The 24,274-nt window shown below is 48.6% G+C and carries 23 protein-coding genes; 6 read left to right on the forward strand and 17 right to left on the reverse strand.

Annotated features, from left to right (window positions below; translation table 11 throughout):
* Positions 1-127 precede the first annotated feature (127 nt).
* Genes H6F90_RS09195 through H6F90_RS09210 form a run of 4 tightly spaced genes read left to right on the forward strand, consistent with a single transcriptional unit; the run spans position 128 to position 4,370 of the window.
* Positions 128-1,438, forward strand: a complete 1,311-nt coding sequence (locus tag H6F90_RS09195; RefSeq protein WP_190552158.1) for an ABC transporter substrate-binding protein — start codon at positions 128-130, stop codon at positions 1,436-1,438.
* 22 nt (positions 1,439-1,460) lie between these two features.
* Positions 1,461-2,375, forward strand: coding sequence for a carbohydrate ABC transporter permease (locus tag H6F90_RS09200; protein WP_190439268.1), 915 nt, complete (start codon positions 1,461-1,463; stop codon positions 2,373-2,375).
* Positions 2,372-3,271 carry a carbohydrate ABC transporter permease gene (locus H6F90_RS09205; protein ID WP_190439270.1) on the forward strand — a complete coding sequence of 300 codons (900 nt, stop codon included), beginning with the start codon at positions 2,372-2,374 and terminating at the stop codon, positions 3,269-3,271. Before H6F90_RS09200 ends, H6F90_RS09205 begins: the two co-directional genes overlap by 4 nt.
* Positions 3,272-3,284: 13 nt before the next feature.
* Positions 3,285-4,370, forward strand: a complete 1,086-nt coding sequence (locus tag H6F90_RS09210; protein ID WP_190552160.1) for an ABC transporter ATP-binding protein — start codon at positions 3,285-3,287, stop codon at positions 4,368-4,370.
* Positions 4,371-4,391: 21 nt separating this feature from the next.
* On the opposite strand, the gene H6F90_RS09215 is transcribed toward H6F90_RS09210, so the two are convergent.
* The 17 genes from H6F90_RS09215 to H6F90_RS09295 form a co-directional block, all read right to left on the reverse strand.
* Positions 4,392-5,174, reverse strand: a complete 783-nt coding sequence (locus H6F90_RS09215; protein ID WP_190552162.1) for a bifunctional 2-polyprenyl-6-hydroxyphenol methylase/3-demethylubiquinol 3-O-methyltransferase UbiG — start codon at positions 5,172-5,174, stop codon at positions 4,392-4,394.
* Between the two features lie 203 nt (positions 5,175-5,377).
* A complete protein-coding gene (locus H6F90_RS09220) occupies positions 5,378-5,578 on the reverse strand; it encodes a hypothetical protein (RefSeq protein WP_190552164.1) in 201 nt (66 codons plus the stop codon).
* A 356-nt stretch (positions 5,579-5,934) separates the two neighbouring features.
* On the reverse strand, positions 5,935-7,335 hold the full coding sequence (locus H6F90_RS09225; RefSeq protein ID WP_190552166.1) for a tetratricopeptide repeat protein: 1,401 nt from the start codon (positions 7,333-7,335) through the stop codon (positions 5,935-5,937).
* The gene (locus H6F90_RS09230; RefSeq protein ID WP_190552168.1) at positions 7,325-8,617 is read right to left on the reverse strand and encodes an ATP-binding protein; all 1,293 of its coding nucleotides are present in this window, start codon (positions 8,615-8,617) and stop codon (positions 7,325-7,327) included. The genes H6F90_RS09225 and H6F90_RS09230 overlap by 11 nt, the downstream gene beginning before the upstream one ends.
* A 25-nt stretch (positions 8,618-8,642) precedes the next feature.
* A complete protein-coding gene (locus H6F90_RS09235; protein WP_370587980.1) occupies positions 8,643-9,170 on the reverse strand; it encodes a Uma2 family endonuclease in 528 nt (175 codons plus the stop codon).
* 178 nt (positions 9,171-9,348) lie between these two features.
* Complete coding sequence (locus tag H6F90_RS09240) at positions 9,349-10,962, reverse strand: NAD(P)H-quinone oxidoreductase subunit 4 (protein WP_199295826.1); 1,614 nt, start codon at positions 10,960-10,962, stop codon at positions 9,349-9,351.
* An 80-nt stretch (positions 10,963-11,042) separates the two neighbouring features.
* A complete protein-coding gene (locus H6F90_RS09245; RefSeq protein WP_190439291.1) occupies positions 11,043-13,127 on the reverse strand; it encodes an NAD(P)H-quinone oxidoreductase subunit 5 in 2,085 nt (694 codons plus the stop codon).
* Positions 13,128-13,504: 377 nt separating this feature from the next.
* Complete coding sequence (locus H6F90_RS09250) at positions 13,505-13,864, reverse strand: co-chaperone YbbN (RefSeq protein ID WP_190552172.1); 360 nt, start codon at positions 13,862-13,864, stop codon at positions 13,505-13,507.
* 41 nt (positions 13,865-13,905) lie between these two features.
* Positions 13,906-14,619 carry an NnrU family protein gene (locus H6F90_RS09255; protein WP_190552174.1) on the reverse strand — a complete coding sequence of 238 codons (714 nt, stop codon included), beginning with the start codon at positions 14,617-14,619 and terminating at the stop codon, positions 13,906-13,908.
* A gap of 106 nt (positions 14,620-14,725) precedes the next feature.
* Positions 14,726-16,723 carry a protein kinase gene (locus H6F90_RS09260; protein ID WP_190552176.1) on the reverse strand — a complete coding sequence of 666 codons (1,998 nt, stop codon included), beginning with the start codon at positions 16,721-16,723 and terminating at the stop codon, positions 14,726-14,728.
* 13 nt (positions 16,724-16,736) lie between these two features.
* The gene (locus H6F90_RS09265; protein WP_190439303.1) at positions 16,737-17,393 is read right to left on the reverse strand and encodes a V4R domain-containing protein; all 657 of its coding nucleotides are present in this window, start codon (positions 17,391-17,393) and stop codon (positions 16,737-16,739) included.
* 91 nt (positions 17,394-17,484) lie between these two features.
* Entirely contained in the window at positions 17,485-17,955 is a 471-nt protein-coding gene (locus tag H6F90_RS09270) for a hypothetical protein (RefSeq protein ID WP_190552178.1), read from the reverse strand.
* Positions 17,956-18,068: 113 nt separating this feature from the next.
* On the reverse strand, positions 18,069-18,389 hold the full coding sequence (locus tag H6F90_RS09275) for a hypothetical protein (RefSeq protein WP_190552180.1): 321 nt from the start codon (positions 18,387-18,389) through the stop codon (positions 18,069-18,071).
* Positions 18,386-19,069 carry a V4R domain-containing protein gene (locus H6F90_RS09280; protein WP_190552182.1) on the reverse strand — a complete coding sequence of 228 codons (684 nt, stop codon included), beginning with the start codon at positions 19,067-19,069 and terminating at the stop codon, positions 18,386-18,388. Before H6F90_RS09280 ends, H6F90_RS09275 begins: the two co-directional genes overlap by 4 nt.
* A 367-nt stretch (positions 19,070-19,436) precedes the next feature.
* Entirely contained in the window at positions 19,437-19,919 is a 483-nt protein-coding gene (locus tag H6F90_RS09285) for a phycobilisome protein (RefSeq protein WP_190552184.1), read from the reverse strand.
* Positions 19,920-20,093: 174 nt separating this feature from the next.
* Complete coding sequence (locus tag H6F90_RS09290; protein WP_190439315.1) at positions 20,094-20,576, reverse strand: 2Fe-2S iron-sulfur cluster-binding protein; 483 nt, start codon at positions 20,574-20,576, stop codon at positions 20,094-20,096.
* A gap of 29 nt (positions 20,577-20,605) precedes the next feature.
* On the reverse strand, positions 20,606-21,559 hold the full coding sequence (locus tag H6F90_RS09295; RefSeq protein ID WP_190552186.1) for a hypothetical protein: 954 nt from the start codon (positions 21,557-21,559) through the stop codon (positions 20,606-20,608).
* Positions 21,560-21,806: 247 nt separating this feature from the next.
* Here H6F90_RS09295 and H6F90_RS09300 point away from each other — a divergent pair, with 247 nt between their 5' ends.
* Both H6F90_RS09300 and H6F90_RS09305 read left to right on the forward strand, forming a co-directional pair.
* Entirely contained in the window at positions 21,807-22,814 is a 1,008-nt protein-coding gene (locus H6F90_RS09300; protein ID WP_190552188.1) for a LysR family transcriptional regulator, read from the forward strand.
* A gap of 25 nt (positions 22,815-22,839) precedes the next feature.
* On the forward strand, positions 22,840-24,273 hold the full coding sequence (locus H6F90_RS09305; RefSeq protein WP_190552190.1) for a serine/threonine-protein kinase: 1,434 nt from the start codon (positions 22,840-22,842) through the stop codon (positions 24,271-24,273).
* The last annotated feature ends 1 nt before the right edge of the window (position 24,274 follow it).

Genomic DNA, 24,274 nt, shown 5'->3' on the forward strand with positions numbered 1-24,274 from the left:
ATTTATTTTCATATACTCAAAGCTTTATCTATTCAATTGTGAAATCGAGATATCACTAGGATGTAGGCTACGCGATTATGGTGACCTATATTTTTAAGCTCAAGTTTATTTAAGTGTTTAATGATTCATGACATTCCAGAAATTCTTTAGCAAATTGAAACCTGTTTTTCAGAAATTTCGGCGATCGCGCTTCATCGCGTTGTGGGTCGCTGGCTTAGTTCTAACCTTGTTGGTGGTCGTGCCTGCGTTCTCCCAGCCCACCGTCACCCTCAGCTTTCTGATTGGAGCCCCAGAGCGACCCACCTGGGAACCGATCATTAAAGACTTTGAGGCAAGCCACCCAGGGATTCGGCTCAACTTTGTGGAAGGCCCGAACGCTACCAATGCGGTTGAAGATTTATACACATCTTCCTTTCTTTTAGGCAGCTCTCCCTACGACTTGGTGTACATGGACATTGTCTGGGTGCCCAAGTTTGCCGCTGCTGGTTGGTTAACAGATTTGTCCGATAAAGTTGCGGGTAATGACCTCGCAGACTTCTTGGAAGGAGACATAGCGGGAGGGCGTTATCAAGGTGGGCTGTACCGAATGCCTGTGCGATCGGATGCGGGCATGCTTTACTATCGCAAAGATTTACTAGATGCAGCAGGTTTCAAGCCACCAGAAACTTTTACAGAGTTGATGCAAATCTCCCAAGCGCTACAAAAAAGCGGAGCTGTCACTTGGGGCTATGTTTGGCAAGGTCGCCAATATGAAGGGGCCGCTGCCATGTTTGTAGAAGTGCTCGCGGGCTCCGGTGGCTTCTGGATTGATCCCCAAACCAAAGCCGTTGGATTGGATCGGCCCGAATCAGTTCAGGCTGTGAAATTTTTACTAGACACTGTTAACACAGGCGTTTCTCCCCGTGGGGTTGTGACCTACCAGGAAGAAGAAACGAGACGATTGTTTCAAAGCGGTACCGTCGCCTTTCTGCGAAACTGGCCTTACGCTTGGCCGCTAGCGAATGCCGAAGATTCAGCCATTCGCGGCAAAATCGCTATTAAGCCAATGGTCCATGCTGTTGGCGCTGAGAGTGCGGCTTGTCAAGGTGGCTGGGGCTGGGGGATTGCCAAAACTACAAGACACCCCAAAGAAGCTTGGGAAGCAGTGCAATATCTCACCAGTATCCAAACGCAGCGTAATGTGACGCTCAGCACGGGCTATTTACCATCGCGACGATCGCTCTACAACGCCCCCGAAATTGTCCGCAAATACAACTTCTTCCCCGCCATGCTAAATGTGATCGACAATGCGGCGTTGCGGCCCCCGATCGCTCAATATGCTCAAGCCTCAGATATTTTGCAGCGCTACTTGAGTTCAGCTTTAACCGGACAAATGACCCCAGAACGAGCCATGCAAGCCGCTGCTAATGAAACTCGTCGATTGCTAGGAACCGCTTGAGCTGTAGGAGCACTAAGGCCCAATGACGACAGATACAATTCGTCGAAGAGAACAGACGACAGGCTGGATTCTAGCTATTCCTGCACTCCTGTTGCTGCTATTAGTATTTGCTTATCCGATTGGTCGGGCGTTTTGGGAAAGCTTTTTTACCAAAAACCTCGGCACCGAACTCCAGCCTGTGTTTTCGGGTGTTGAAAACTACACTCGCATGGTGTTTGATGGCCGCTTTTGGGAAAGTTTGCAAAACACAACTATATTTACAGTTGCTTCTGTAATCCTAGAACTGCTGATTGGTATGGGCATTGCGCTGGTGTTGAACCAGTCTTTTCGCGGTAGAGGAGCCATCCGCACGATCGCGATTCTGCCTTGGGCGCTACCAACTGCCTTAATTGCCCTCGCTTGGACTTGGATTTTCAACGATCAGTACGGCGTGGTCAACGACATCCTTCTGCGCTTAGGGCTGATCCAGACGGGGATCAACTGGTTAGGCGAACCGACGCTGGCTATGATTGCCGTGATTATTGCCGATGTTTGGAAAACCACTCCCTTCATTAGCATTCTATTATTGGCTGGGTTGCAATCTATTTCTAATGATTTGTACGAAGCTCACGCCCTTGATGGAGCTAGCGCCTGGCAAAGCTTTCGGCAAATTACTCTACCGCTGCTAATGCCGCAGATTCTAATCGCTGCGCTGTTCCGATTTGCTCAAGCCTTTGGGATCTTTGACCTGATTGCCGTCATGACTGGAGGGGGACCGGGAGGCGCAACCGAAACCGTTTCTCTCTATGTCTACTCCACCGTCATGCGCTATTTAGACTTTGGTTATGGTGCGGCTTTGGTCGTCGTCACCTTTTTGCTACTGGTGTTGGCAGTCGCGATCGCCAGCTTCTTGCTCAGTAAACTCAGAGCTAGAGCGGCAGGAGTGGAATCAAGATGACAACTACTGATCGTCCTACTGGCACTCCATCCGAGGAAGTAGAAGCCGCAAAGCTACCCCCATCAGGTTTTTCTCGGCGACGCTTGGGAGTCGCGATCGCCGCAGTTCTGATTGCGCTGTTTTGCTTGGCTCCCATCCTGTGGCAGCTACTCACTTCTGTCAAAGTCAATGCTGATATTTCAGCCGTACCTACGGTTTATTTCCCCACCCGCTTTACTCTGAATCACTATACAGAACTGTTTACCCGCCGTCCGTTTCTGCAATATGTCGGCAATAGTTTTTTGGTTTCGATCCTCTCTACTCTCTTAGCATTAGGTCTGGGAGCACCCGCCGCCTATGCCTTAGCACGTCTCCGCATTCCTGGTGAACGGGTAGTTCTAGCCGCAGTCCTAATCGTGACTCTGTTTCCCTACATTCTGCTGTTCTTAGGTCTGCTAGAAGTAGTTCGGGCTTTAAATCTAGGCAACAACTACTTAGCTTTGATCATTCCCTACACCGCGATTAACCTGCCTTTGACCATTCTGGTGATGCGGAGCTTTTTCCAGCAGCTCCCCCGTGACCTAGAAGATGCCGCCAAAGTAGACGGTTTCAATACGTGGCAAATGCTGACCCAGATCGTGCTGCCCATGACCTTGCCTGCCCTCGTCACCACAGGCATTCTCACCTTCATCTCTGCCTGGAATGAATTTATCTTTGCTCTCACCTTCATCACCCGTGAGGACATGAAAACGATTCCTGTCGCCGCCGCCCAGCTCGGTGGTGCCTCCATCTTTGAAATTCCCTACGGTCCGATCGCCGCAGCCACCGTCCTCGGCACCTTACCCCTCGTCATTCTAGTGCTGTTGTTCCAACGCAAAATTGTCCAAGGACTCACTGCGGGAGCGGTGAAAGGATAAATCTAAAATCGTTATGGCTAAACTTGAACTACAAAATTTAAACAAAACCTATACTCCTAAAGTTGTCCCGGTTAAGGATGTCAGCGTGAGTGTAGAGGATGGTGAATTCTTGACACTCTTGGGGCCGTCTGGTTGCGGCAAATCTACGATTTTGCGGTTGATTGCAGGACTAGAAGCACCAACGCGAGGTCGCATCACGATCGCAGGTCGAGATGTCAGTCGCATGAGTCCGGGCGATCGCAATATTGCAATGGTGTTTCAGAGCTACGCCCTCTACCCGCACCTCAGCGTCTACGACAACATTGCTTCTGGCCTAAAACTCCGGGGCAAGCTCTCTGGTGAGGAAATTCGCCAACGGATTAGTGAGGTGTCTCATGTGCTGGGTTTGGATGAGTTGATGAGCCGCAAGCCAGGACAGCTTTCTGGGGGACAACGACAACGGGTGGCAGTAGGACGAGCTTTGGTGCGCCGACCGGATGTGTTTTTGCTAGATGAACCGCTGAGTAACTTAGATGCTTTGTTGCGCGAGCATGTGCGAGCTGAGCTAAAGCAACTGTTTGAAGCCCAAAACACGCCAGTTGTCTACGTCACTCACGACCAAACGGAAGCCATGACGCTTTCGACCAAGGTTGCCGTACTTTCCAACGGTAGTGTGCAGCAGCTTGCCTCTCCCCAACGCATCTACACTCATCCAGCGAATCAGTTTGTCGCAGGGTTTGTCGGTAGTCCCCAAATGAACTTGCTGACGCTGCCTTGTCAGGGCAATTATGCCTTGTTGGGAGATACCAAAATTCCTTTACCCGCAGGCATTACTGCCCCCAAGCAAATATCATTGGGCATCCGACCAGAGCATGTGACCTTAGTTGGGGATGAAGTTCCTCAAGCCGTAACGGTGCAGGGCAAGATTTTTCTAGTGGAGAATCTGGGAATGCAGAATTTGCTGAGTGTCCAGGTGCAGCATCAGCAATCCCAGCAAATTAAGCTGCGGGCTTTACTACCAGCGGATCATAAGTGGGACGGTGAGGTAGTGAGTCTCGCTTTGCCCTTGGATAGAATTCACTGGTTTGATGTGGAAACGGGCGATCGCCTCAACCCTTAAATTCTCAAACCTAACTTAGGTCTAAACAGGTTCCAAAATCCAGTAATACCCCTCATAAATCACTTTGAAGCCAGCCTCCCGGAAAATTTGCTGATTCGTTTCTTGATTTTCTGGCGAGGCAGGCAGGAGAGGCACGCTGGTATATAGCAATCCTTGGGGCGAAATTGCTTTTCTGAAGTTACGGAAGAAGTCAGTGATTTGCTCGGGTGAGCTGTAGGTATAGAGAAAATCGGAACGACTAAACAGATGTAGGCAGGCAATGACATCAAACTTCTCTTCGGCAGAGGGCAGCCAGTCGCCAATCTCCGAGAACTCCATGACTTTGTGCTTGTAGGAAAGAGGGTGTGAGTACTCCTGTTTGTTGTGTGGTCTGGGTTCAATTCCAGTGACTTGTGCCCCTAGAATTTGCAGGATTTCGGCGGCGATCGGTGGGTGATCGTTGTAGAAGTGCACTAGTAAGTCTTCATCATCTGGAGAAGGTGCATAAGAGGAAAGGGCACCGCAGCCAATATCTAGAACTTTAAAGCCATACAAAGGGCTGGTGTTCATGTGGTCAAAATTGCCACATAGCGTCCCAGCTAAAAATAGAATATGCGGACTCAGAATATGGTCTTTTAGATCAATTTTGAATCCCTTAAAGCTAGGATTGCTCCTCATCATTTGAATGACGATTTGCTTGCCAAAACTATTGAGGTTATGGATCTTCGGATATTCATCAATCTGGACATCAAAGTTCTCTTTGATACCAAGCTTTGTGTGAAGTAGATCCCGTGACAAAGCTTCGATTTTAGCGGCTTCGCTCACTATCAGCTTAACGGGGGGTAATATCCTACGGTTGAGGATTTTTGAACTTCCACTTGCTTGTCTTTTAGAAGCATCAAAAGACATAAGATTCGGCCTAGACGTAGATGAATTGATCCATACGGATCATATCTGACGGAATTCAATTCTGACCTGTGTTAAGTTATTTTCCCAAATTGCCAAAGTTCAAACCATGCCTCACTAGTTCAGTTGACAACCTTTAGCAAGCCTCGGTGCAGCAGCTCATAAACTTGCTTGAGTAGGTTTTCTTCTTGAGTGGTTAGAGCAGCTTGGCAAGAGGCTTTCATAAGCAGGCGTTGGTCGAGGCGGCTAATTTGGCGGGAAGCGATGATTTTAGCGATGATTTGTTCGAGGGTAGCTTGGGGGGCAATAAGTTCAACTGACATCTGCGTGTGGGGAACATCGACATATTTAATATCGGTGATCCCTCGGTTGCCACAGGTGATGTGCAATCAGGGGGAATGTGACAATTTGAGCGGGTGTCGGTGATTTAGATTACGAAGCTACGCGATCGCCTCCCAGACCCCCTTTTCCGCAAGTGTTTTCGGCTAGGGAAAAGCCACGATTTGACTCAAAAGCAAATTGCTGATGCTCTGGCAGTAGCTGTTCAAACCATCAGTATAGGAAGTTGGTAGAGCAGAGCCAAAGCTAACAATCCGCCAGTTCAAGGCTCTGTTGGAGGTGCTGCAATGTTCAGCAGAAGAGTTACCAGATAACTTAGGACCAAGCGATCGTTCGTAACTTATGATTCAGCTTTAAAGGTGGAAGGTTGTTGGGAGGCGATCGCTTGTTGCAACCTGTCCAAATTCTTACGGATAGTAACGGTATTCGGGTGATTGTTTCCTAAGCATTGTTGTGCGCTCGCCAAGGCTTGCACCAACAGCGGTTCTGCTTCCTCGTAGCGCCCTTGGGACTTGTAGAGGTATGCCAGATTGTTCAGGCTCGTTGCCACATCGGGATGATCCTCTCCCAACAACCGTTTGTATAACGCCAAGGCTTGCATCAACAGCGGTTCTGCTTCCTCGTAGCGCCCTTGGGACTTGTAGAGTCCCCCTAGATTGTTCAGGCTGAGAGCCACATCGGGATGCTCTTCTCCCAACAACCGTTTATATAATGCCAAGGCTTGCATCAACAGCGGTTCTGCTTCCTCGTAGCGCCCTTGGAACTGGTAGAGGTTTGCTAGATTGTTCAGGCTTTGTGCCACATGGGGATGCTCTTCTCCCAAGAACCGTTTGCTCAACGCCAAGGCTTGCACATACAGCGGTTCTGCTTCCTCGTAACGCCCTTGAGACTTATAGAGGAATGCCAACCAGCTCAGGCTAGTTGCGAAGTTTTCTTCTAACCCTAGTTCTTTTTGTAGGTCAGCAGCTTTACGAAGATACTCAATCGCACATATTTGCTCGGCTTGATAATCTTGAACCTCACCTCGCTCTAGCCTGCGGGCATAAATCTGACCCATGCTGAGGTAGAGGCTGGCTAACAACGGATCTTTTGTGCCCCGTTGTTGCTCTGTTTGCCGAATCAGTACTTGTAAGTCTTCTAAAGGCAGCAAAGCTTCTTCATCTAGGCCAGCAATGCCCAAATCTGTCAACGTTGAGTGCAACGGAGACATCTCTGTTTTGGACACCATCACTGTTTTGCGAGAAGCAAACCGAAATACTCCTTTCCGCCAGCTCCAAAAATCGGGCGCTTTTTTACTCAACTCCTTCAAGAGTTGGTTTGTCACCCACAGGACAATTGGATAGGGAAACTCCCGCAACCCTTCTCTAGTCCATTGCAAATAACCGAAAAAGATTTCTTGCTGCGATCGCTCCTGTCCTAGCTTTAAGAAGAAAAGCTGCTCGGCTCCCAAGACTGTAAAAACTGCACTACCACCTTGCTGCAAGTATTCATCAGATTCAACGGTTTGGGCGATCGCTCGTTTCAGGCTGGGTTCTTCGCGATCGAGTTGAACGCGGTAGCAGCGCATCTTGGCTTCTAGCTCTGCTTCATATCGCCCAGTAATCTCATCTCTCAAATTGCTGTCATCACAAACCGCAATCAAGAGGCTCAGAGCACCCTCACTCGCTTCGAGCGCCACCACAAGATCGTCGTAAGCATCTTGATTTTGCACCTGTGGATCTGGCAGTTCTCTAAGTGCCATTGACTAAACCCTGCTCTTTCAGCAAATCCACCACAATCGGGTGTACGTCATACCAGTTTTGACGATTGCGATACTCCAATACATACAGCCCATGTAACAAGTCTAAGAATTCTGCTTGTTTTGGATCATCGGGCATAAAACTTTCATAGGTTTTTCGCAGAATCTCGTAATCAACTTTTCCGAGAGGAACCGCAAAATCATTCCGAATTCCATTCACAGCCAGATCTAAAATCTCATCCTCAATCACAACGGGTTGATCTGGTTTGCGACGGATTAAGCGTAAACAAATGCGGCAACACTCATTCGCAATGCGGATTAACTCTCGCAATACACCGCCACTACTTAGCACAATTTTCTCGGCAGTCTGGTGCTCTAAAAGCTGATCTGAAATTCGTTTTTTCAGAATCTCACACAACACTTCCTGGGCTTCTGGGCGTGGTTGAGCATCTATTTGGCGACTTTTTCCTTTCTCAAACAGCTTCACTACGGACATCACGACAACTTGATCGTTAGTTTCTGTTTCGAGTAGAGGTCTGAGAAACTTATCCCGCAGAACAGCAATGGGAATCGTATAAATAATTCGGAATCCAGGCAAACAAAGCGCTTTAATATTGTCGCGGTAAATATCGTTAACTCTGGACAACTCCAGTTTGTCTAAGTCATCAATAATCACTAAAACATCTTTTTTGATCACAGCTTGGATTGAAGCTGCAATAATATTAATTTGAGCAACTAAATCTGAGATTCTACGTTCAAACTCCTGCTTGATTTCGTGGCGAACAGTTGCATCAACTTTTAACTTGCTACTAATTATTTTTAATAAATTTAATCCACTTGAAACTTCAGCCCCTACCGTTTCAGTCTCGGTTTTAGTTCGAGTGGCAAACCACTTATAAAACTCATCTCTCGTGGACTTGGGAATTTTGATCTGCTGCTTCTCAGCCTCGGTCATCAAATTAACCGCGATCGCAAACAAAATGTTGGTGTGATTTACATCCGACATCTCAATGGTGTCTGCGATTGAGAACAGCACTACAAAATAACGATCATCAAATCGTCGAGAAAATTCAGCCAGCAGAGTAGATTTGCCGCAACCTCGATGCCCCGTGAAAATAATTTTGCCATCTCGATTAGGGCTATCCTCAACGAGTTGCTCTAGCTCCTCAATCACATCATTGCCATAGTCCACCCTGAATCTCTCCAGGTCGTTCTGCCCAATCAGGGGTAACAGCTCTAAATTTCGGTAAGCTTCTTGAAATGCTTTAAGTAGCTCGTCAGCCATAGTTGTCCATTATCAGATGCAATTATTATCCCAGCACTTCATCTACAGCCAAACTAACATCTGTCAATGCCTGCACAGTTAATTCTTGCCCTCGCTGCAACTGCTGCACCTGGTCATAACCCCTCAAACTCGGCTCCCGGTAAACCGCGATCGCATTCTCGTTCAAATCCACCAGCCACACCTCCCGCACTCCACTCTTGGCGTAGAGTGGGATCTTGATCTCCCGGTCAAACTCAACTGTGGTGTCCGCCACCTCCACCAGCAACAAAATATCCTGCGGCTGAGGATGACCCGCTTCGTAAAAATCTGGACGAGGTTGCAGTAAGGCTACATCTGGTTGCGGTTCCAAGCGATCGCTTAGCTCCACTGGATTTTGAGCCGCTACAATCACGCGATCTCGGAGGCGATCGTGGAACAAATAATTTAGACGATTCACACAAGCAGCATGACGGCTACTGATAGGCGATAGATCAATAATTTCTCCCTCAAGCAATTCCACGCGGTCATCCTCAGGCAGAATGCCTGCCTCAACCATTTGGTGATACTGCGTCACCGTAAACTACCGCCGGAGTAACTGAACCGCCATCGCTGCTTCACCTCATGCAATTCGGGTCATGCTCCCATTATGCTTAACGTATTTGGCAGGACGCGATCGCCCAACAAAAAACCCCAGCGAGGAGCTGAGGTTTAGCAAAAGTTTTCGCTAATGAACTTAGAGGATTAGTCGAGGGTTAGCGATCGCCCAGCGTCGGAGCTTGCAGCGATTGTGCTTTGATCCCTAGCGGTAAGAAAGAAGGTAGCGTCGAAGCCGTAGTTGACTGTGGCCTTTGAGCGATCGTAAACACAGAATCACGCAAGCGAGCCGTGAGTTGTTGGGTTTTAGCGTCGTAAACCTGTGTCAACAGCTTGGGGTAGAAACCAATCCCGATAATAGGGATCAGCAAGCAAGCCACGATGAACACTTCACGCGGCTCAGCATCAATCAAAGTTTCGTGAGACGTGAGTTCCTTGTTTTCTGGCCCAAAGAAGATTTCTCGTAGCATCGAGAGTAGGTAAATCGGAGTCAGAATCACCCCGATCGCAGCCAAGAAGACAATGATCACCTTAAAGGTGGAGCTGTAAGCATCACTGGTAGAGAAGCCGACAAACACCATTAACTCAGCCACAAATCCACTCATCCCAGGCAGAGCCAAGGAAGCTAATGAGCAAGTGGTAAACATTGAGAAAATTTTGGGCATTTGTTTACCCACACCACCCATCTCATCCAAAATCAGCGTATGGGTGCGATCGTAGGTAGCCCCTACCAGGAAGAAGAGGCTGGCCCCAATCAGACCGTGGGAGACCATTTGCAGCACCGCGCCACTCAAGCCCAAATCGGTGAAAGAGCCAATCCCAATCAGCACAAAGCCCATGTGCGAAATCGAGGAATAGGCAATTTTTCGCTTCAGGTTGCGCTGAGCAAACGAGGTCAGGGCTGCGTAAATGATGTTCACCACCCCTAACACCACCAAAATCGGGGCGAAATAGGCGTGGGCATCAGGCAACATTTCAGCATTCATCCGAATTAGGGCATAACCACCCATCTTCAGCAGGATTCCCGCCAGCAACATGTGAACTGGAGCCGTTGCCTCCCCGTGCGCGTCCGGTAGCCAAGTATGCAGCGGGAAGATCGGCAGCTTCACCGCGTAAGCAATCAAGAATGCGGCATACAGCCAGAATTGCAAGTTAACGGGCAGATGTTTATCCATCAGCGCTCGCATGTCAAACGTGACCGTATCGCCGTAGAAGGCCATTGCCAAAGCGGCCACCAAAATGAACAGCGATCCCCCAGCCGTATAAAGGATAAACTTGGTCGCGGCATAAAGGCGCTTTTTGCCACCCCAAATCGCCAGCAGCAGGTAAACCGGGATCAGCTCCAGCTCCCATACCAGGAAGAACAGCAGCATATCCTGTACAGCAAACACTGCAATCTGGCCACCGTACATCGCTAGCAACAGGAAGTAAAACAGTTTTGGCTTCAGAGTGACAGGCCAAGCTGCCAAAGTTGCCAACGTCGTAATAAAGCCTGTGAGCAAAATCAGCGGCATGGAGAGGCCATCAGCGCCCACCGACCATTTCAGGTCTAGTTGCGGCACCCAGGAATAGCTCTCCACCAGTTGCAAGCCTGGGTTGGAGAAGTCGTATTGCGTATAAAAAGCGTAAACCAGTAGGGCAAAATCGAGCAACCCCACAATTAGGGCATACCAGCGGACAGTGCGACCATCCTTATCTGGAATGATGGGCAAGAGCAAAGCTGCCGCGATCGGAAACAAAATGCTCGTACTGAGCCAAGGAAAATGTGTCAAATCCATAACAGCTTAAAATCACAATCAATCAAAACTCAGTTTTAAACCGCAAAGGGCGGGATGGTCCCGCCCCTGTCGTTTTAGGTAATGCCAGAGAGAATTACCAAGCCCAGCACCGCCCCAAACACAATTAAGGCGTAGAACTGCGCTCGACCATTCTCTAGATATTTCAGACCTTCGCCTGTAATTAAGGTAACGAATCCAGCTAGGTTCACAACCCCGTCTACAATCCGCACGTCTACCTCTAGCACTTGACGAGCCAGACGACGGCTGCCTTGGATGAAGACTGCGTCGTAGATTTCGTCAAAGTACCACTTATTTTTGGAGAGTTTGTAGAAGGAAGGAATCTTAGCCGCGATCGCCCCTGGATCAATTTGGTGCCGCAGATACATCAGCGAAGCCAGCGTGATCCCAATCAGGGAAACGCCAACGGAGCCGCCTGCCAACACCAGAAACTCATTCAAGTTAAAAGCTTCTGCCGCTTCCATCACCTCATGCGCCGCTTCCGTGGGTGGGTGAATGAACGCTTCAAAGTAGTTGTTGAATGGAGTCCCTATCAAACCAATCAGCATCGAAGGCACTGCCAACACCAACAGCGGCAGCGTCATGGTGATCGGCGATTCATGGGGAGAGCCACTATGCTCGTGCTCGTCCCCGCTATGCACTTCATGATCCTCAGCTTCTCCTAGAGTTAGCTCTTGAGGATTCATCGCCCCAGGGCCAAACGCTAAACCACGAGCTTGCAGCGTTTCAATCCGAATTTTCTGGCGAATGTCAGAGTCTGCACCTCGGAATGGGCCTTCAAAGGTTGAGAAGTACATGCGGAACATGTAGAAGGCAGTGATCCCAGCGGTTAGCCAGCCGACCGCCCACAGAGCGGGATTGGCAGCAAAAGCAGCTCCCAAAATCTCATCTTTAGACCAGAAACCCGCAAAAGGCGGAATTCCAGAGATAGCTAGGGTGCCAATGAGGAAAGTTAAACCTGTGATCGGCATATACTTCCGCAGACCACCCATCAACCGCATATCCTGGGCGTAAGCTGGATCATGGCCTACCACGGCTTCCATGCCATGAATCACAGAGCCAGAACCCAAGAACAACATCGCCTTGAAGTAGGCATGAGTCATTAGGTGGAACAGCCCTGCTGTGTAAGCCCCTGCTCCCATCGCCATCACCATGTAACCCAATTGGGACATGGTGGAATAAGCTAGACCTTTTTTAATATCGTTTTGGGTAATCGCGATCGTGGCTCCTAGGAACGCTGTGAAGGCTCCTGTCCAGGCAATCACGTCCATCACGAGGGGAATGCCCTCAAATACCGGGAACATCCGTGCTATCAGGAATACACCCGCGGCCACCATCGTTGCCGCGTGAATCAGGGCAGAAATGGGAGTCGGGCCTTCCATCGCATCGGGTAGCCAAACATGCAGCGGAAACTGAGCCGATTTCGCGACTGGTCCTAAAAAGACTAAAACCGCAAATAAAGCAGCTAGCCCTGCACTCAAAGATCCAGAAGCCGTGAGTTCATGCAGGCGATCGCCAATCACATCAAACTCGAAGCTATTGGTGGCCCAGAATAAGCCCAAAATTCCTAACAGCAAACCAAAGTCACCGACTCGGTTGGTGACAAAAGCTTTTTGGCAAGCATCAGCAGCAGCTTTGCGATCGTACCAAAAGCCGATCAGCAGGTAGGAGCACATCCCTACCAGTTCCCAGAAGATGTAGACCTGCACCAAATTTGGACTAATGACCAGACCCAACATAGAGGAGCTGAACAAACTCAGGTAGGCGTAGAAGCGCACATATCCTGGGTCGTGAGCCATATAGCCATCGGTGTAGACCATTACTAGGAAGGCCACTGTCGTCACAATCACCAGCATCAGTGATGTGAGGTGGTCAATGGTATACCCCATCGCTAACTGGAAGTTTCCAGCCGCCGCCCAATCAATCATTTGGGTATAAGTTTCGTGTCCTTGCCACTGACTCCAAAGCAACGCAAAGGAGAGCACCATTGCCGCTCCAATCAGCGACACGATGAAGACTGCGCTGACACGTCGCAGACGGGCTGTGGTTTCTCCGTAAGAGATTAGACCTAGGCCCACTATCATCGCGCCTAGCAGCGGCAGCACTGGAATCAGCCAGGCATACTGATATATCGGTTCCATCACTCGCGCCTACTTTAGTTTTTCTACCTACTCTATGTTGGCAAAGCCCTTAACATTCTGGCATACACTTGGGACGGAGACTGTCAAGTAGAAATCAACGTCTTTAGCTTGAAGCAGGGCTTAGCCAAGAATTAACAGTAGATGTTTTCGACTACATCTACGGCCTTAAATGCAAAACAGTCAAGGTGCCGTCAGTATTCCCAGTTTTCATCTCAGCATAAATTTCCCCATTCAAGCATCCTGAATGGGGATTGACGCAAAGAATTAATTTGAAAAAAATAATTGAGTTAATGTGACTCGTTGGGTTGTTATACGCGCTTTTGCAAGTGTTGATAGTACCAATTAAGTCTGTTTAAGTCTGTATCAAAGGTTTGTTGTTATGAGGAAGTCGGCAATTTACTGGCAGAGAGCGTTCGGCTCAGCGCAATTTTCTCTAAAGCCAGCCGTAGGTCGTCACGCCCATGAAAGCTGTCAATCCGATGCAGCACCTTGCCCCCTTCAAACCAAAGTAGGGTCGGCAAGGTAGTGAGTCGATAGGTGCTAGATAGCTTGAGGCTTTCGTCTGCATTGATCCCCACTAGCTTCACTTGCTCACCCCACTCCGCCTGGAAGTGGCTGAGCAGAGGATTAATCATGCGGCAAAGACCACACCAAGGAGCCCCAAAATTTACTAAAACGGGAGTTGGAGATTCTAAAACCTCTTGTTTAAACGTCCGCTCATTCACAGACAATTGCATGATCCCTCAAGGTTTGTTATTTGATCTCGTTTGGGATCATGCTACCAGCCTACGCTCCCCGTGGCACGCATTAAAAGTGGATGTGCCCACCAAAAAATTAGGACAAATCCTGCTACTCCTACATAAGCAGGACGCATAAACTCCCGCCAACTAAGGGTTTGATGACCTTGCCAGACCGCTAAAAAAGGAATTACGGAAGTGCGGGATTTTAGGGTTTCAAAAGATTCACCATAGCGCACTTGGAGACGGCGATCGCCATGCCACACGGCAAAGAGATGATGCGCCATTAGACCCACCGAGGTCAAAAGTGTAAAGGTAGTGCCCAACCATAGCGTATGAGCAATACACCAAATTAGCTGCCCTACCATTTGCGGATGGCGGGTAACCCGCATGATCCCCGTCTCAAACAGGTGCACCTGAGGTTTCTGAATGGCTGCAACTTCCAACAAGTTAAATGTCGCTGGATAAAGAAACAAAAAGGAAATAGCCGAGAGAATCCAAACTGTTTCTTTGACGCCAGGGACCCCTTGCACCTGCCAAAGCTGCAACCCGTCGTAGCGGTGATTAAAGAAGTAAATAATTAGTACTGAGGCGAAGGGCAAACTCACCAACGCAAATAAAACTCGATACAGGCGAGGGCCAATCAATTTCTCGCCACGGGATCGCAGTGCTGCTAGACCGCTGTGAGCGATCGCAAATCCCAAGAGCAGCCCCAGCATAATCAAGTGGCTAGAAGTCAACCAATCGTAGGACATTCTAAAGTTGGAGAGAGCAAATTTAGTTACTAGGTTACAGGGTATCGTTTTTTGCCAACTAACTTACGCTCTAACCTTGCGCCTCTATAGCCGTGCCCCTTAACTGCTAAAACATCAAATCTAGGTCAAACTCTCTCAAGTCAATCGTATGAATGTGCCCTTGCTGAGTCGCTTGCTGCCAGGTCGCCAGCAAAACTCCAAAATTGCTAAAAGTAGCGATCGCTGTAGCTAACGTGGGGGAATCCGCAGAAGTAACGGTAGGGGCAGCGATTTGACCTAATTGTTGGCCTTCTTCGTCTAATAAAACTAGTTGTCCCTGGCGATCGGCCAACACATAACCCCAAGCTGTAGCAACAAATATGGCTGGCTGTAGATTGACTCTAATTCGCCGTACTCGCAGCGGCTTGAGATCGATTAGCACCATTGAGTCTGTACAACCTGCCTCTTTTCCCAAGACGCGGTAGGGAATCGCACTCGAAATGAGTGAGTCAACCGCCAAAGGCAGTAACCAAGAGCCCAACCGCTGTCCCCGTCGGGTGTAACCGACAATTAAGGTTCCAGGAGACAAACCAGATTGGCCGCTTCCACTTAATGGCTTGCTACTGCTAGAGAGTACGCCTGTGGAGAAGCTTTCTGTGGAGTTGTTACCTAGGGTAGAGATCACCGCAAGATGTCGCGAATCTAATGCCAGGATTTGGCAGGAACTAGCGGATTGATGCTCGATCGCCGCTTGAGCGACAAATTGTTGGTCTGGTTGGCTAAGTTGATGACGCCAAATCGTGATTGCTGTCGCCGTCGCCTCAGGTCGATGAGCCGCTGTTGCCAACCAATGGCCTTGGGGTGCGACAGTAGCCACAAATTCTGAATCAAGCTGCACCAGTGGTCGAGTTAAGAGCCGTCCATCATTACTAGCAACAGGAATCGCCTGATCTAAGGGCAACAGATAAATCGAGCGAGACGCGATCGCAAAACAGCCCTGAGGACGAGCCACCAAAGCCTGAATCATCTCCGGAACTGCGATCGCACCCACCCGTTGTTTCCGAATGGCTAGAGGAATGGTTGGAGCAGACATCAACTGATCAGCAATAATCTCTCCATTACAAGCGAGGTTTGTGCTGCGATAAAGCCATTGGCCTGCGGAAGAAGCTATCACTGCCAAGCTAGCCATCGGTGCGATTAAAGACTCCTGCTCTACGCTATGAAAGGCGCATTGGGGCATTGAGGAGTGAGGAGAGGGCAAGAGCGGCAAGTGAATCGACTCTAGCGGCAACCTAGCACCTAGTTCTTCCACAGCCAACTGAGTAGCAGCCAACATTTCTTCAGCCGTCTGGAAGCGTCGAGCTGGCAGTTTTTGTAGCGCAGTCAGCACGACTTGACTAAGTTCGGCTGGGACAACCTCTGGAATATTGACGGGTGAGTTCAAATGAGCCGACATCAACTCCACGGGCGAGCCAGAAAAAGGGCGATAACCGAGCAGCAGCTCGAAGAACAAAATACCTACCGCGTAGAGGTCAGAGGAGAGAAAGTACTGCCCATAGAAGCGCTCAGGAGCCATATAGGCAGGTGAACCCGTATTCCCTGCTTCTTGAGCAAGTTCTCGACTTAAGCGAGCAATGCCAAAATCTGAGATCCTTGCCGTCCAGCCGCGAGGTTGGATATTGAGTAAAATGTTTTCTGGCTTAATATCACAATGCACAATGCTGCGCTGATGGGCATGAGATAGCCCCGCCAGAATATCTAGCATCAGCTTTAGACCTTGGGCCAACGTTAGGGGTGCCGACCCTTCCATTAAGCTGCGTAGTGTGCCACCCTCGCAATAATCCATTACGAGGTAGCGACCGCGACGAGTATGCTCCAAAGCTTGGCAGGTCACAATGTTGGCATGCTGTAAGCTCAGCAGAAAACGCAACTCGCGGAGGAATTTATGCGTAGGAAAGCGTTGATGATCTAGCTCTTTGAGCGCAACCAAACGACCTGTTTTACGATGACTGGCGCAAAAGACACGACCAAATTGCCCCTGACCCACCAACCCAAGCAATCGATACTTGGAGCGTTTTAGGGGTTGGGAAGCAGGTGGCTCAGGACGGGCTAACCGATTTGACACAAGTTAAGCCAATTTAAGCACAGAGTTTTTGCATAATCGCTTCATGGTCTAGCTGATTCTCTACCATAGCTTCTGCTGGCTCCAGCCGCTTGGCTAAACCTAAGATAAAACGGTTGCGATCAGCGCCCATTGATTCACAGGTCGTCTGCACACAGTAAAGGTCTTTATTGGTTAGCTGGCTGAAGAACGAGCTGAGAATTCCAGCTTCTAAAAAGCAGACCGGACGATTGAGTTTAGGAGCATGCTGAGCAAAGGGAGAATTCACGATCTCTACCACCAAAAATCCTCGGTTTTGATGGGATTGATCTAAATCAATTTTCCCCCAACCGTGAGTCAGCCAACATTGCTGTAGAGATTGCAAAAACTCAACCATTGCCATGTCGGCTAAGGCAGTGCCGTAATAGTCGTTCAGCTCTTCGCAAAAGCGAGCATAAAAGTTTTTACCCCACCAGCGACCACAGTTCATTAAAACTAAACGAGTCGCTTGGCCTGTTTCTTTATCTAGGCCCGCATAAATGCCTTGAATCAAAGTCTCAGGCAAGGCCAATAAGCGATCGCCTCGACGGTTTTCCAGCAGGCCCAGTTCTAGGTCGCCCTGAACATAAGCATCGGTCGCAAAATAATTGCCAGGAATACGATTATCAATCAGTAGATCAGCAACAGAAATCATAAAAACTGCTCTAAAGAAATTCAGTGACGAATGGCTAGAAGTTTGTCAGAAAGTGAAGAAAATCGCGATCGCTTCAGGCTATCTCCAAACTTTAAGCCTTAACCTGGTTCAGTAGCGTATTTTGAGCCAACGCTAGCGGCGGTTTCAACAAGTTCAACTGTTGGGGAGTAAGGACTTGGCTTAAACGCTGATTCAGGAACCGATACAGCGTCATGTCAACCGTTTGCGTGTTATAGGTTTGGACCGTGCGAGTCAGCCAACTCAACAGACGATTCTGCACAAAAGAATTGTCATTAAGCAACATCGACATGGCACAGTAACGCAGCAGCAGCAAAGCATGCTTGATGCTCCGCTCTAAAGTCTCTGTTTCTTCCTGGGGCAGCGCTGCTTGCAATTGATTAGCAACCTGTTGCATCACATCCAATTCTTGATCACGCAACTGCCGATAGGCTTCTAGTCGTTGTGGCAAAGAGTCCACATACTGACTCAAGACACCTAATTCTTCAGGTTTTAAGTAACGACTCTCAGCTTCATCGAAAAGCGATTCAATTTGTTGGTGCATAATTACAGGCCAGATTTAGAGAGGTTGCAAGAAAGCGCTCACCCAAAAGCGAGCTGAGAGTGGCAAGCTAAGCTAACTATGAGAAGCCAAAGGGACAAGCTAAAAGCGGCAGCCTAAAAAAGGCTAGAGAAATCATCCAGGGTCAAGTCATTCGCTACCGATACAGGTTGCGATGTGGGAGCTAAAACTGCTACAGGAGCCGCTGCCGCCACACCTTCCCAGTTGATGGCACCAAAGAATTGGTTCACACTCAGAGTCAAGCTTAAAGGAGTGTTGGTTCCTTGTAATCCCTGAAGTTTCAGCTCTTGCACTTCAGCTGACTGGTCTTCCCAATTAAAACCTGTAAAAAAAGCTTGAACTGAAGACTGCAACCAACTCTTAGATTGGGGTTCAGGTTTAGTGCCATTGGGTGGAGCAACAGTGATAGCAGTCATCCCAATCTATCTCCCAAACGTAAACGCTTCTCAATATCTCGTGCTGTAGCACCTTCATTGAGCCAGAAGGCAGCCGCATCAATCCGATCTTGCCCGCCCAACAGAAACTTGCAGTAGGTTTCACCCATTGAGTAGCACTGAATTTCAATGCAGCTCAGTTGCTTTTTCACCATTTCTGTAAAGAAGCCCGCAAATAAGCCTGCGTACAGATAACAAACTGGCTTACCAACGTCCCCTAGAGATCGAGCAACGGCTGAGTCAAACAGGTTGATGAACATAAATCCCTGTTTGCGATCGCCCAAGTCTACTTCCCAGCGTCCCCAACCTTGAGAGGTAAAAGGCCACCACCAAGTTTCTAGGAGGAACAATAAGTTAGTTTGGCGCATGTTGCGTTCAAACTCTTTCTCAAACCATTTTTCAAAGAAAAAAGAATCTTTCTGCCCCCACTCACAACCAATGGTGTACATGATGGCGGCAGAAGCATCACCGACTTCCTCTTCCAGACCTTCGACCAAGCCAATAATAAAGTCTTCACTGGTCAGAAGATTTTGGCTACCGTTCCAATCTACGATCGTGCCGCGATCAGGATCAAACTGAAAGAAGTCTTTGAAGCCGTAGTGATTATGCTTCTTAGCAATTTTGTTTTTAAGGGTTTGGGAGCTGTTAGCTGCGATCACCATAGGATGCTCTTGGCAAAGTGCAAATGGACTGAAATAGAAACAAACGTAAGGGTTTTAATTTGCGCTCTCACTCAGCTCACTGATCCGCAAAAATGGCTAGAGCAATGCGGCAGGCTGATGTTTAACAAAACTGCGTTCCTATTTTAAGGGCTGGCGAAACTAGAGGTTGTTGGGTCTTTACAATGCTTAGTCTCTTAGGATCACCCACGGAGCATTCCAATCTGAAACAGTCTGCAACGGTCCAGGAAAATCCCAGCTTCCCCACTGATCAATATTCCCTAAATGCTATAAATCTAACAGTTATAAATCTATAGCAGCCCTAAATCATTGGGAAACAAGCCTAGTTTGTCAGAGTTGTGCTTCTCACCTAAGAATCCGGCGAGCCCCCTAGCAAAGCACGATTTAGCTCTAGGATGGGACAAAACAAACGGGCTTCTGGAGGAGTTAAGTGTTGCTGCACCACCTCTTGCATGATCTGATAGGTGGCATCGCAACTCCGTTGGGCTCCAAACGCTTTCATCACTGTTTGCATCCAATACAGTAGGCGATCGCGTAGCCAATCGGCATCATTGAGCAACATTGCGATCGCAGAGTAGCGCAATACTCGGATGGTATCTCGTCGCCATTTTCCAGTTACATCTTCTGAGCCATTTTGAAGCAATGCGGGATCGAGCGATCGCAGCTTGGCCTGCACCTGTTGGACAATGGTAGCCTCAGCTACTTGGAGTCTGGCATAAGCACTCAGGCGAAGATTAAAAGACTGAAGATAGTCACTGATGAACTGTAGCTCTTCATCCGTGGCATATCGACCATCTACTGCTTGGCTCAGATATTGAATTTGACTCAGCATGGGTGTGGAGCGTTGGCCAAAGGCTTAAGTTCTCTTAATAATGCCCCAGGTTTGAAGATTAGGAACACAACCAACCTCAACCCATGCGCTAAAGCGAGGAAAAGCTAAGGCAAAAAAGCTAGATTAATTGAGTCACTAAGTTAAAGATCGGATTCACTCCCCTTAGAACAGCCCTTAAACATCAGTCGTATGAGGGAAATATTCTCCGACTTTGAAACTCGTGTCTTCTAGTTGCTTCAGCATAGAACGAGTAATCAATTTTCCGACTTCAACTAGGACTTGGCCTGTAATCGGGTGGAGTAAATCTTGCTCGGCTCGTCGCCCGATTAGCGCCTCAATATCCTGTAACGAGTTGATGTACATACCAGGTGGTAGCTCCACCACCACACCATTGCCCAATACTCGCGATTGACAAGCGAGGCGGGAGTTAGGTTTGCATGTAGTAATGATTTCTAAAGTTCGCTGCTCCCGGCGGTTCATGGGGGAGAGGGAGTCCATCCCCTGACTCACATAAACGTGACAGGTGGCACACATGCCTCGCCCACCGCATTCTTTGAGCACGTCTAAGTCTTTGTTGATCAAAATTGAAAGCAGACTACCGTTAGTTTCAACCGAAGTTTGCTGGGCGATCGGTTCTAGTCGAACAATTTTAGCCATATTTTTAACACCGAATGCTGTAGAAAAACTTATGGAGATTGCTGTAATAAGATTTGTTTTTGGCGGTCATTTAAGGCTCTTTGCTCAACAATGGTGGGAAAGTCACGAATAACTTGAGAACACCGTTTGATGAACGCAACCACCCACTGCTGAATCCATTGCTGTTGTTCAGTCGTAATTGGTTGGTTGGTGCCTTGAGCCAGTGGGCTAGAAAAGGTGAGCTGAGCTGAGCGATCGACCTGGAAGTTACGCAACCAATCCAAATCCGGACGACTAGATTTCCAATAGTTAGTGATCACTGCCGTACCAAGGTACTGGGTGGTGAACTGGCTCAGGTGATTGAGTGTTGTCAGTAGCTCCTTTAGGTCTACAGGGGCATAACTAGGGGCATGGGACTCTAGACCAACCGGAGGTGGAGTCTGCGGGGGTGTGGATGAACTTTGTTTACCATTCAAGGGTGTAGCAGCAGGCTCTAAGTCTGAAAGGGATGGATTGATAGCAGCGGGTGAGTCGCGACTAAAAGAGCGAGCACCTGTGGTTAGGCTGGAGTCTAGAGTGCTGGTGGGGTTGCCATCAATCCGCTGTTTCCAGTAGTTGTGGCCTGACATGGTGACATCGCTGGCTAATAAGCGGAAAGTTGCGATCGCGGTGGTGATGTCTTCTTGCAAAGCGGCTTTGAGGTTGACGATCGCTTCTAAATAGTCTGCATAAACTAGCTGTGAGCGTGCTAACACCAACAAAATAATGCCGTGCTCAAGTTTATAGATGAAAACTTGGTGCCCCGTGAATTGAAAGACGAAAGATTCAAATCCATCTGGGGTCGTTTCAACTACTTGCCGAATTCCTTGAGCGAGTGCTTCTTTCTGTTGAAAGTTTAACGTTTGATCGACGCCACAAAAGTAGGGGCGCGATCGCCCATCCATTAGGGCAACACCCGCAATTCCTGGTAAATTCAGAAAGTCCCGGACAACCTCCCGCTTCATAAATGCTTCAAACGCTAAGTTTCATTTATTTTCAATTTCGCTGCAATGGATCCGGTTTAATTTGTGCCACAAAGTAGTGTGGGGAAGAAATTTGGTTTCCGATTGCCTAACTAGCATCATCCTAGAATCCATACAATACATGCACCCACCGTCGCAAATTTTACATTTCCCTAAATTCTGTAAATTCTGTTAATTTCTGTTCATTGACTTGGTGCTATTAGGCTCCTTTTTCGCAGGTTTAGCCGTTATGTCTGACCTTCCTTTTACCTTGGATCAACTCCGTATTCTCAAAGCGATCGCCGCTGAGGGAAGTTTTAAGCGAGCCGCTGACAGCTTATATGTCTCTCAACCCGCCGTCAGCTTGCAGGTGCAGAATCTAGAGCGGCAACTTGATGTGCCGTTGTTCGATCGTGGTGGTCGTCGGGCTCAACTGACCGAAGCAGGTCACCTACTCCTCAGTTATGGGGAAAAAATCTTAACGCTGTGTCAAGAAACCTGTCGCGCGATCGAAGATCTGCAAAATCTTCAAGGTGGCACCCTAATTATTGGAGCGAGTCAGACGACGGGAACTTACCTACTTCCCCGCATGATTGGCTTATTTCGGCAACAATACCCTGATGTCTCGGTGCAGTTGCATGTTCATTCCACCCGTCGAACCTCCTGGAGTGTAGCGAATGGACAAATTGACCTAGCGATCATTGGAGGTGAGGTTCCTCCTGAACTGCAAGATTCATTAGAAATTATTCCCTACGCTGAAGACGAACTCGCACTCATCTTACCTGTGTTTCACCCTTTTGCTAGGGTGAGCACGATTCAGAAAGAAGACCTTTATAAACTGCAATTTATCGCCTTAGACTCGCAATCCACGATTCGCAAGGTGATTGATCAAGTTTTAACGCGCTGTGGGATTGAAACTCGTCGACTCAAAATTGAGATGGAACTCAATTCGATAGAAGCGATTAAAAATGCGGTGCAGTCGGGCTTAGGAGCTGCCTTCGTCTCAGTTTCTGCCATTGAGAAAGAACTTCAGATGGGAGTCCTGCATCGAGCCAGGATTGATGAGGTCGTCGTTCAACGGATGCTCTCTGTCATTCTCAATCCCAATCGTTACCGCTCGAAAGCCGCTGAAGCGTTTCTCAATGAGGTTTTGCCTCGATTCAGCAACCCAACTCAGGCTATGAAGCAGCACGAGGCTGAACTTTTAGGATCACCTGCTTTGACAACCGTGGTTCCTAGCTCTAGTGGTATGGATTAGCCCAATTGCCATCACCTGAAAGCTCATGGATCTTTACTGCACCCGTCCAGGCTGCCTAAGACCGCAAAATTCGTTTGCTGATTTAGATAACACCCAAGTCTTGAAAACAGTGCCACAAAAGTATTGCACCACTTGTGGCATGTCTTTAATTCTGCTGGGTCGCTACTTGCCACTGAAGCTGCTAGGTAAGGGTGGCTTTGGAGCTGCATTTCTAGCTCGCGATCGCTACACCCCAGCAATGCGCCAATGTGTGGTTAAGCAGTTCCAGCCGTCAGGTGACTTGAGTGCTGATCAGATTGAAGTGGCTAAAAATCTTTTTGAGCGTGAGGCCGAAGTTCTAGAGCAACTAGGCAACAACCACCCCCAGATTCCTGATCTATTTGCTTTTTTCTCTTTGACGGTGCCGAGCCGCACCTCTAATAAGCAAGACGAATTTTTCTACTTGGTACAGGAGTTTATAGACGGCCAGAATATGGAGGAGGAGCTAGCTCAGAAGGGGCAGCTTTCCCAGGATGAGGTGGTGGAAGTTTTGGTGGAAGTACTGAAGATTTTGCGGTTTGTGCATGACAATCATTCCATCCATCGCGACATTAAACCCTCCAACATCATGCGGCACCGCAATGGTCGTATTTATTTACTAGACTTTGGCGCGGTTAAAAAGGCGGCAGGCGCTACCTCAAAATCTTCAACTGGAATCTACTCCACTGGTTATGCCCCACCCGAACAAACCTCCGGCGGCCAAGTCTACCCCGCTACAGATTTATATGCCCTTGCGGTCACTTGTATTCATTTATTGACAGGCAAAGAACCCGGTGACCTCTTTGACTCTTACAGCAATTCCTGGAGTTGGCGATCTCAGGTAACGCTTAGCGATCGCCTGGCTGATGTTTTGGATCGGATGCTCTTAGCCACACCAAGCCAGCGCTTCCAATCTGTAGCCGAGGTGACGGCAGCACTGGCACCAAGGGCTACCCCGTCAGTTTCTCCCCCACCGCCTGTTTCCCAAGGCACCACAGCAACTCCCCCACCACCTGTTCCAGTTTCCACTTCCCCAACTCCTCCGCCACCACCTGTTGTTAGTCCTCCTGCCCCACCCTCGATGACTCGGCCTCGCTTCTCCACGCTGGAACTACTAGGTGGCGCGGCATTTACAGGGTTTGAGGGAGGACTCATTGCGATCGCGCTTACGAGCTTGTTCCAACCGCTTTGGATCGGGGCAGGAGTCTCCCTAGTTGTGTTGAGTGTCTTGGTGTGGGCTCAATCTCGGCGCGTGATCGAAAAGGTGGATCTGGTAATCATTACCGGAATCACGCTGGGTCTAATGTATCTGCTTAAGGGGTTCTGGACGTTGACGTTCTTCCCCAACATTTTAATTGTCGTGACCTTTGCTGGACTGATCGCGATCGCAGTGGCCGCTCTATTTCGTCTGGTTTACACCCTATTGTCTCGTTTTCTGTAGG

Source organism: Trichocoleus sp. FACHB-591 (assembly GCF_014695845.1).
GTDB lineage: Bacteria > Cyanobacteriota > Cyanobacteriia > FACHB-46 > FACHB-46 > Trichocoleus.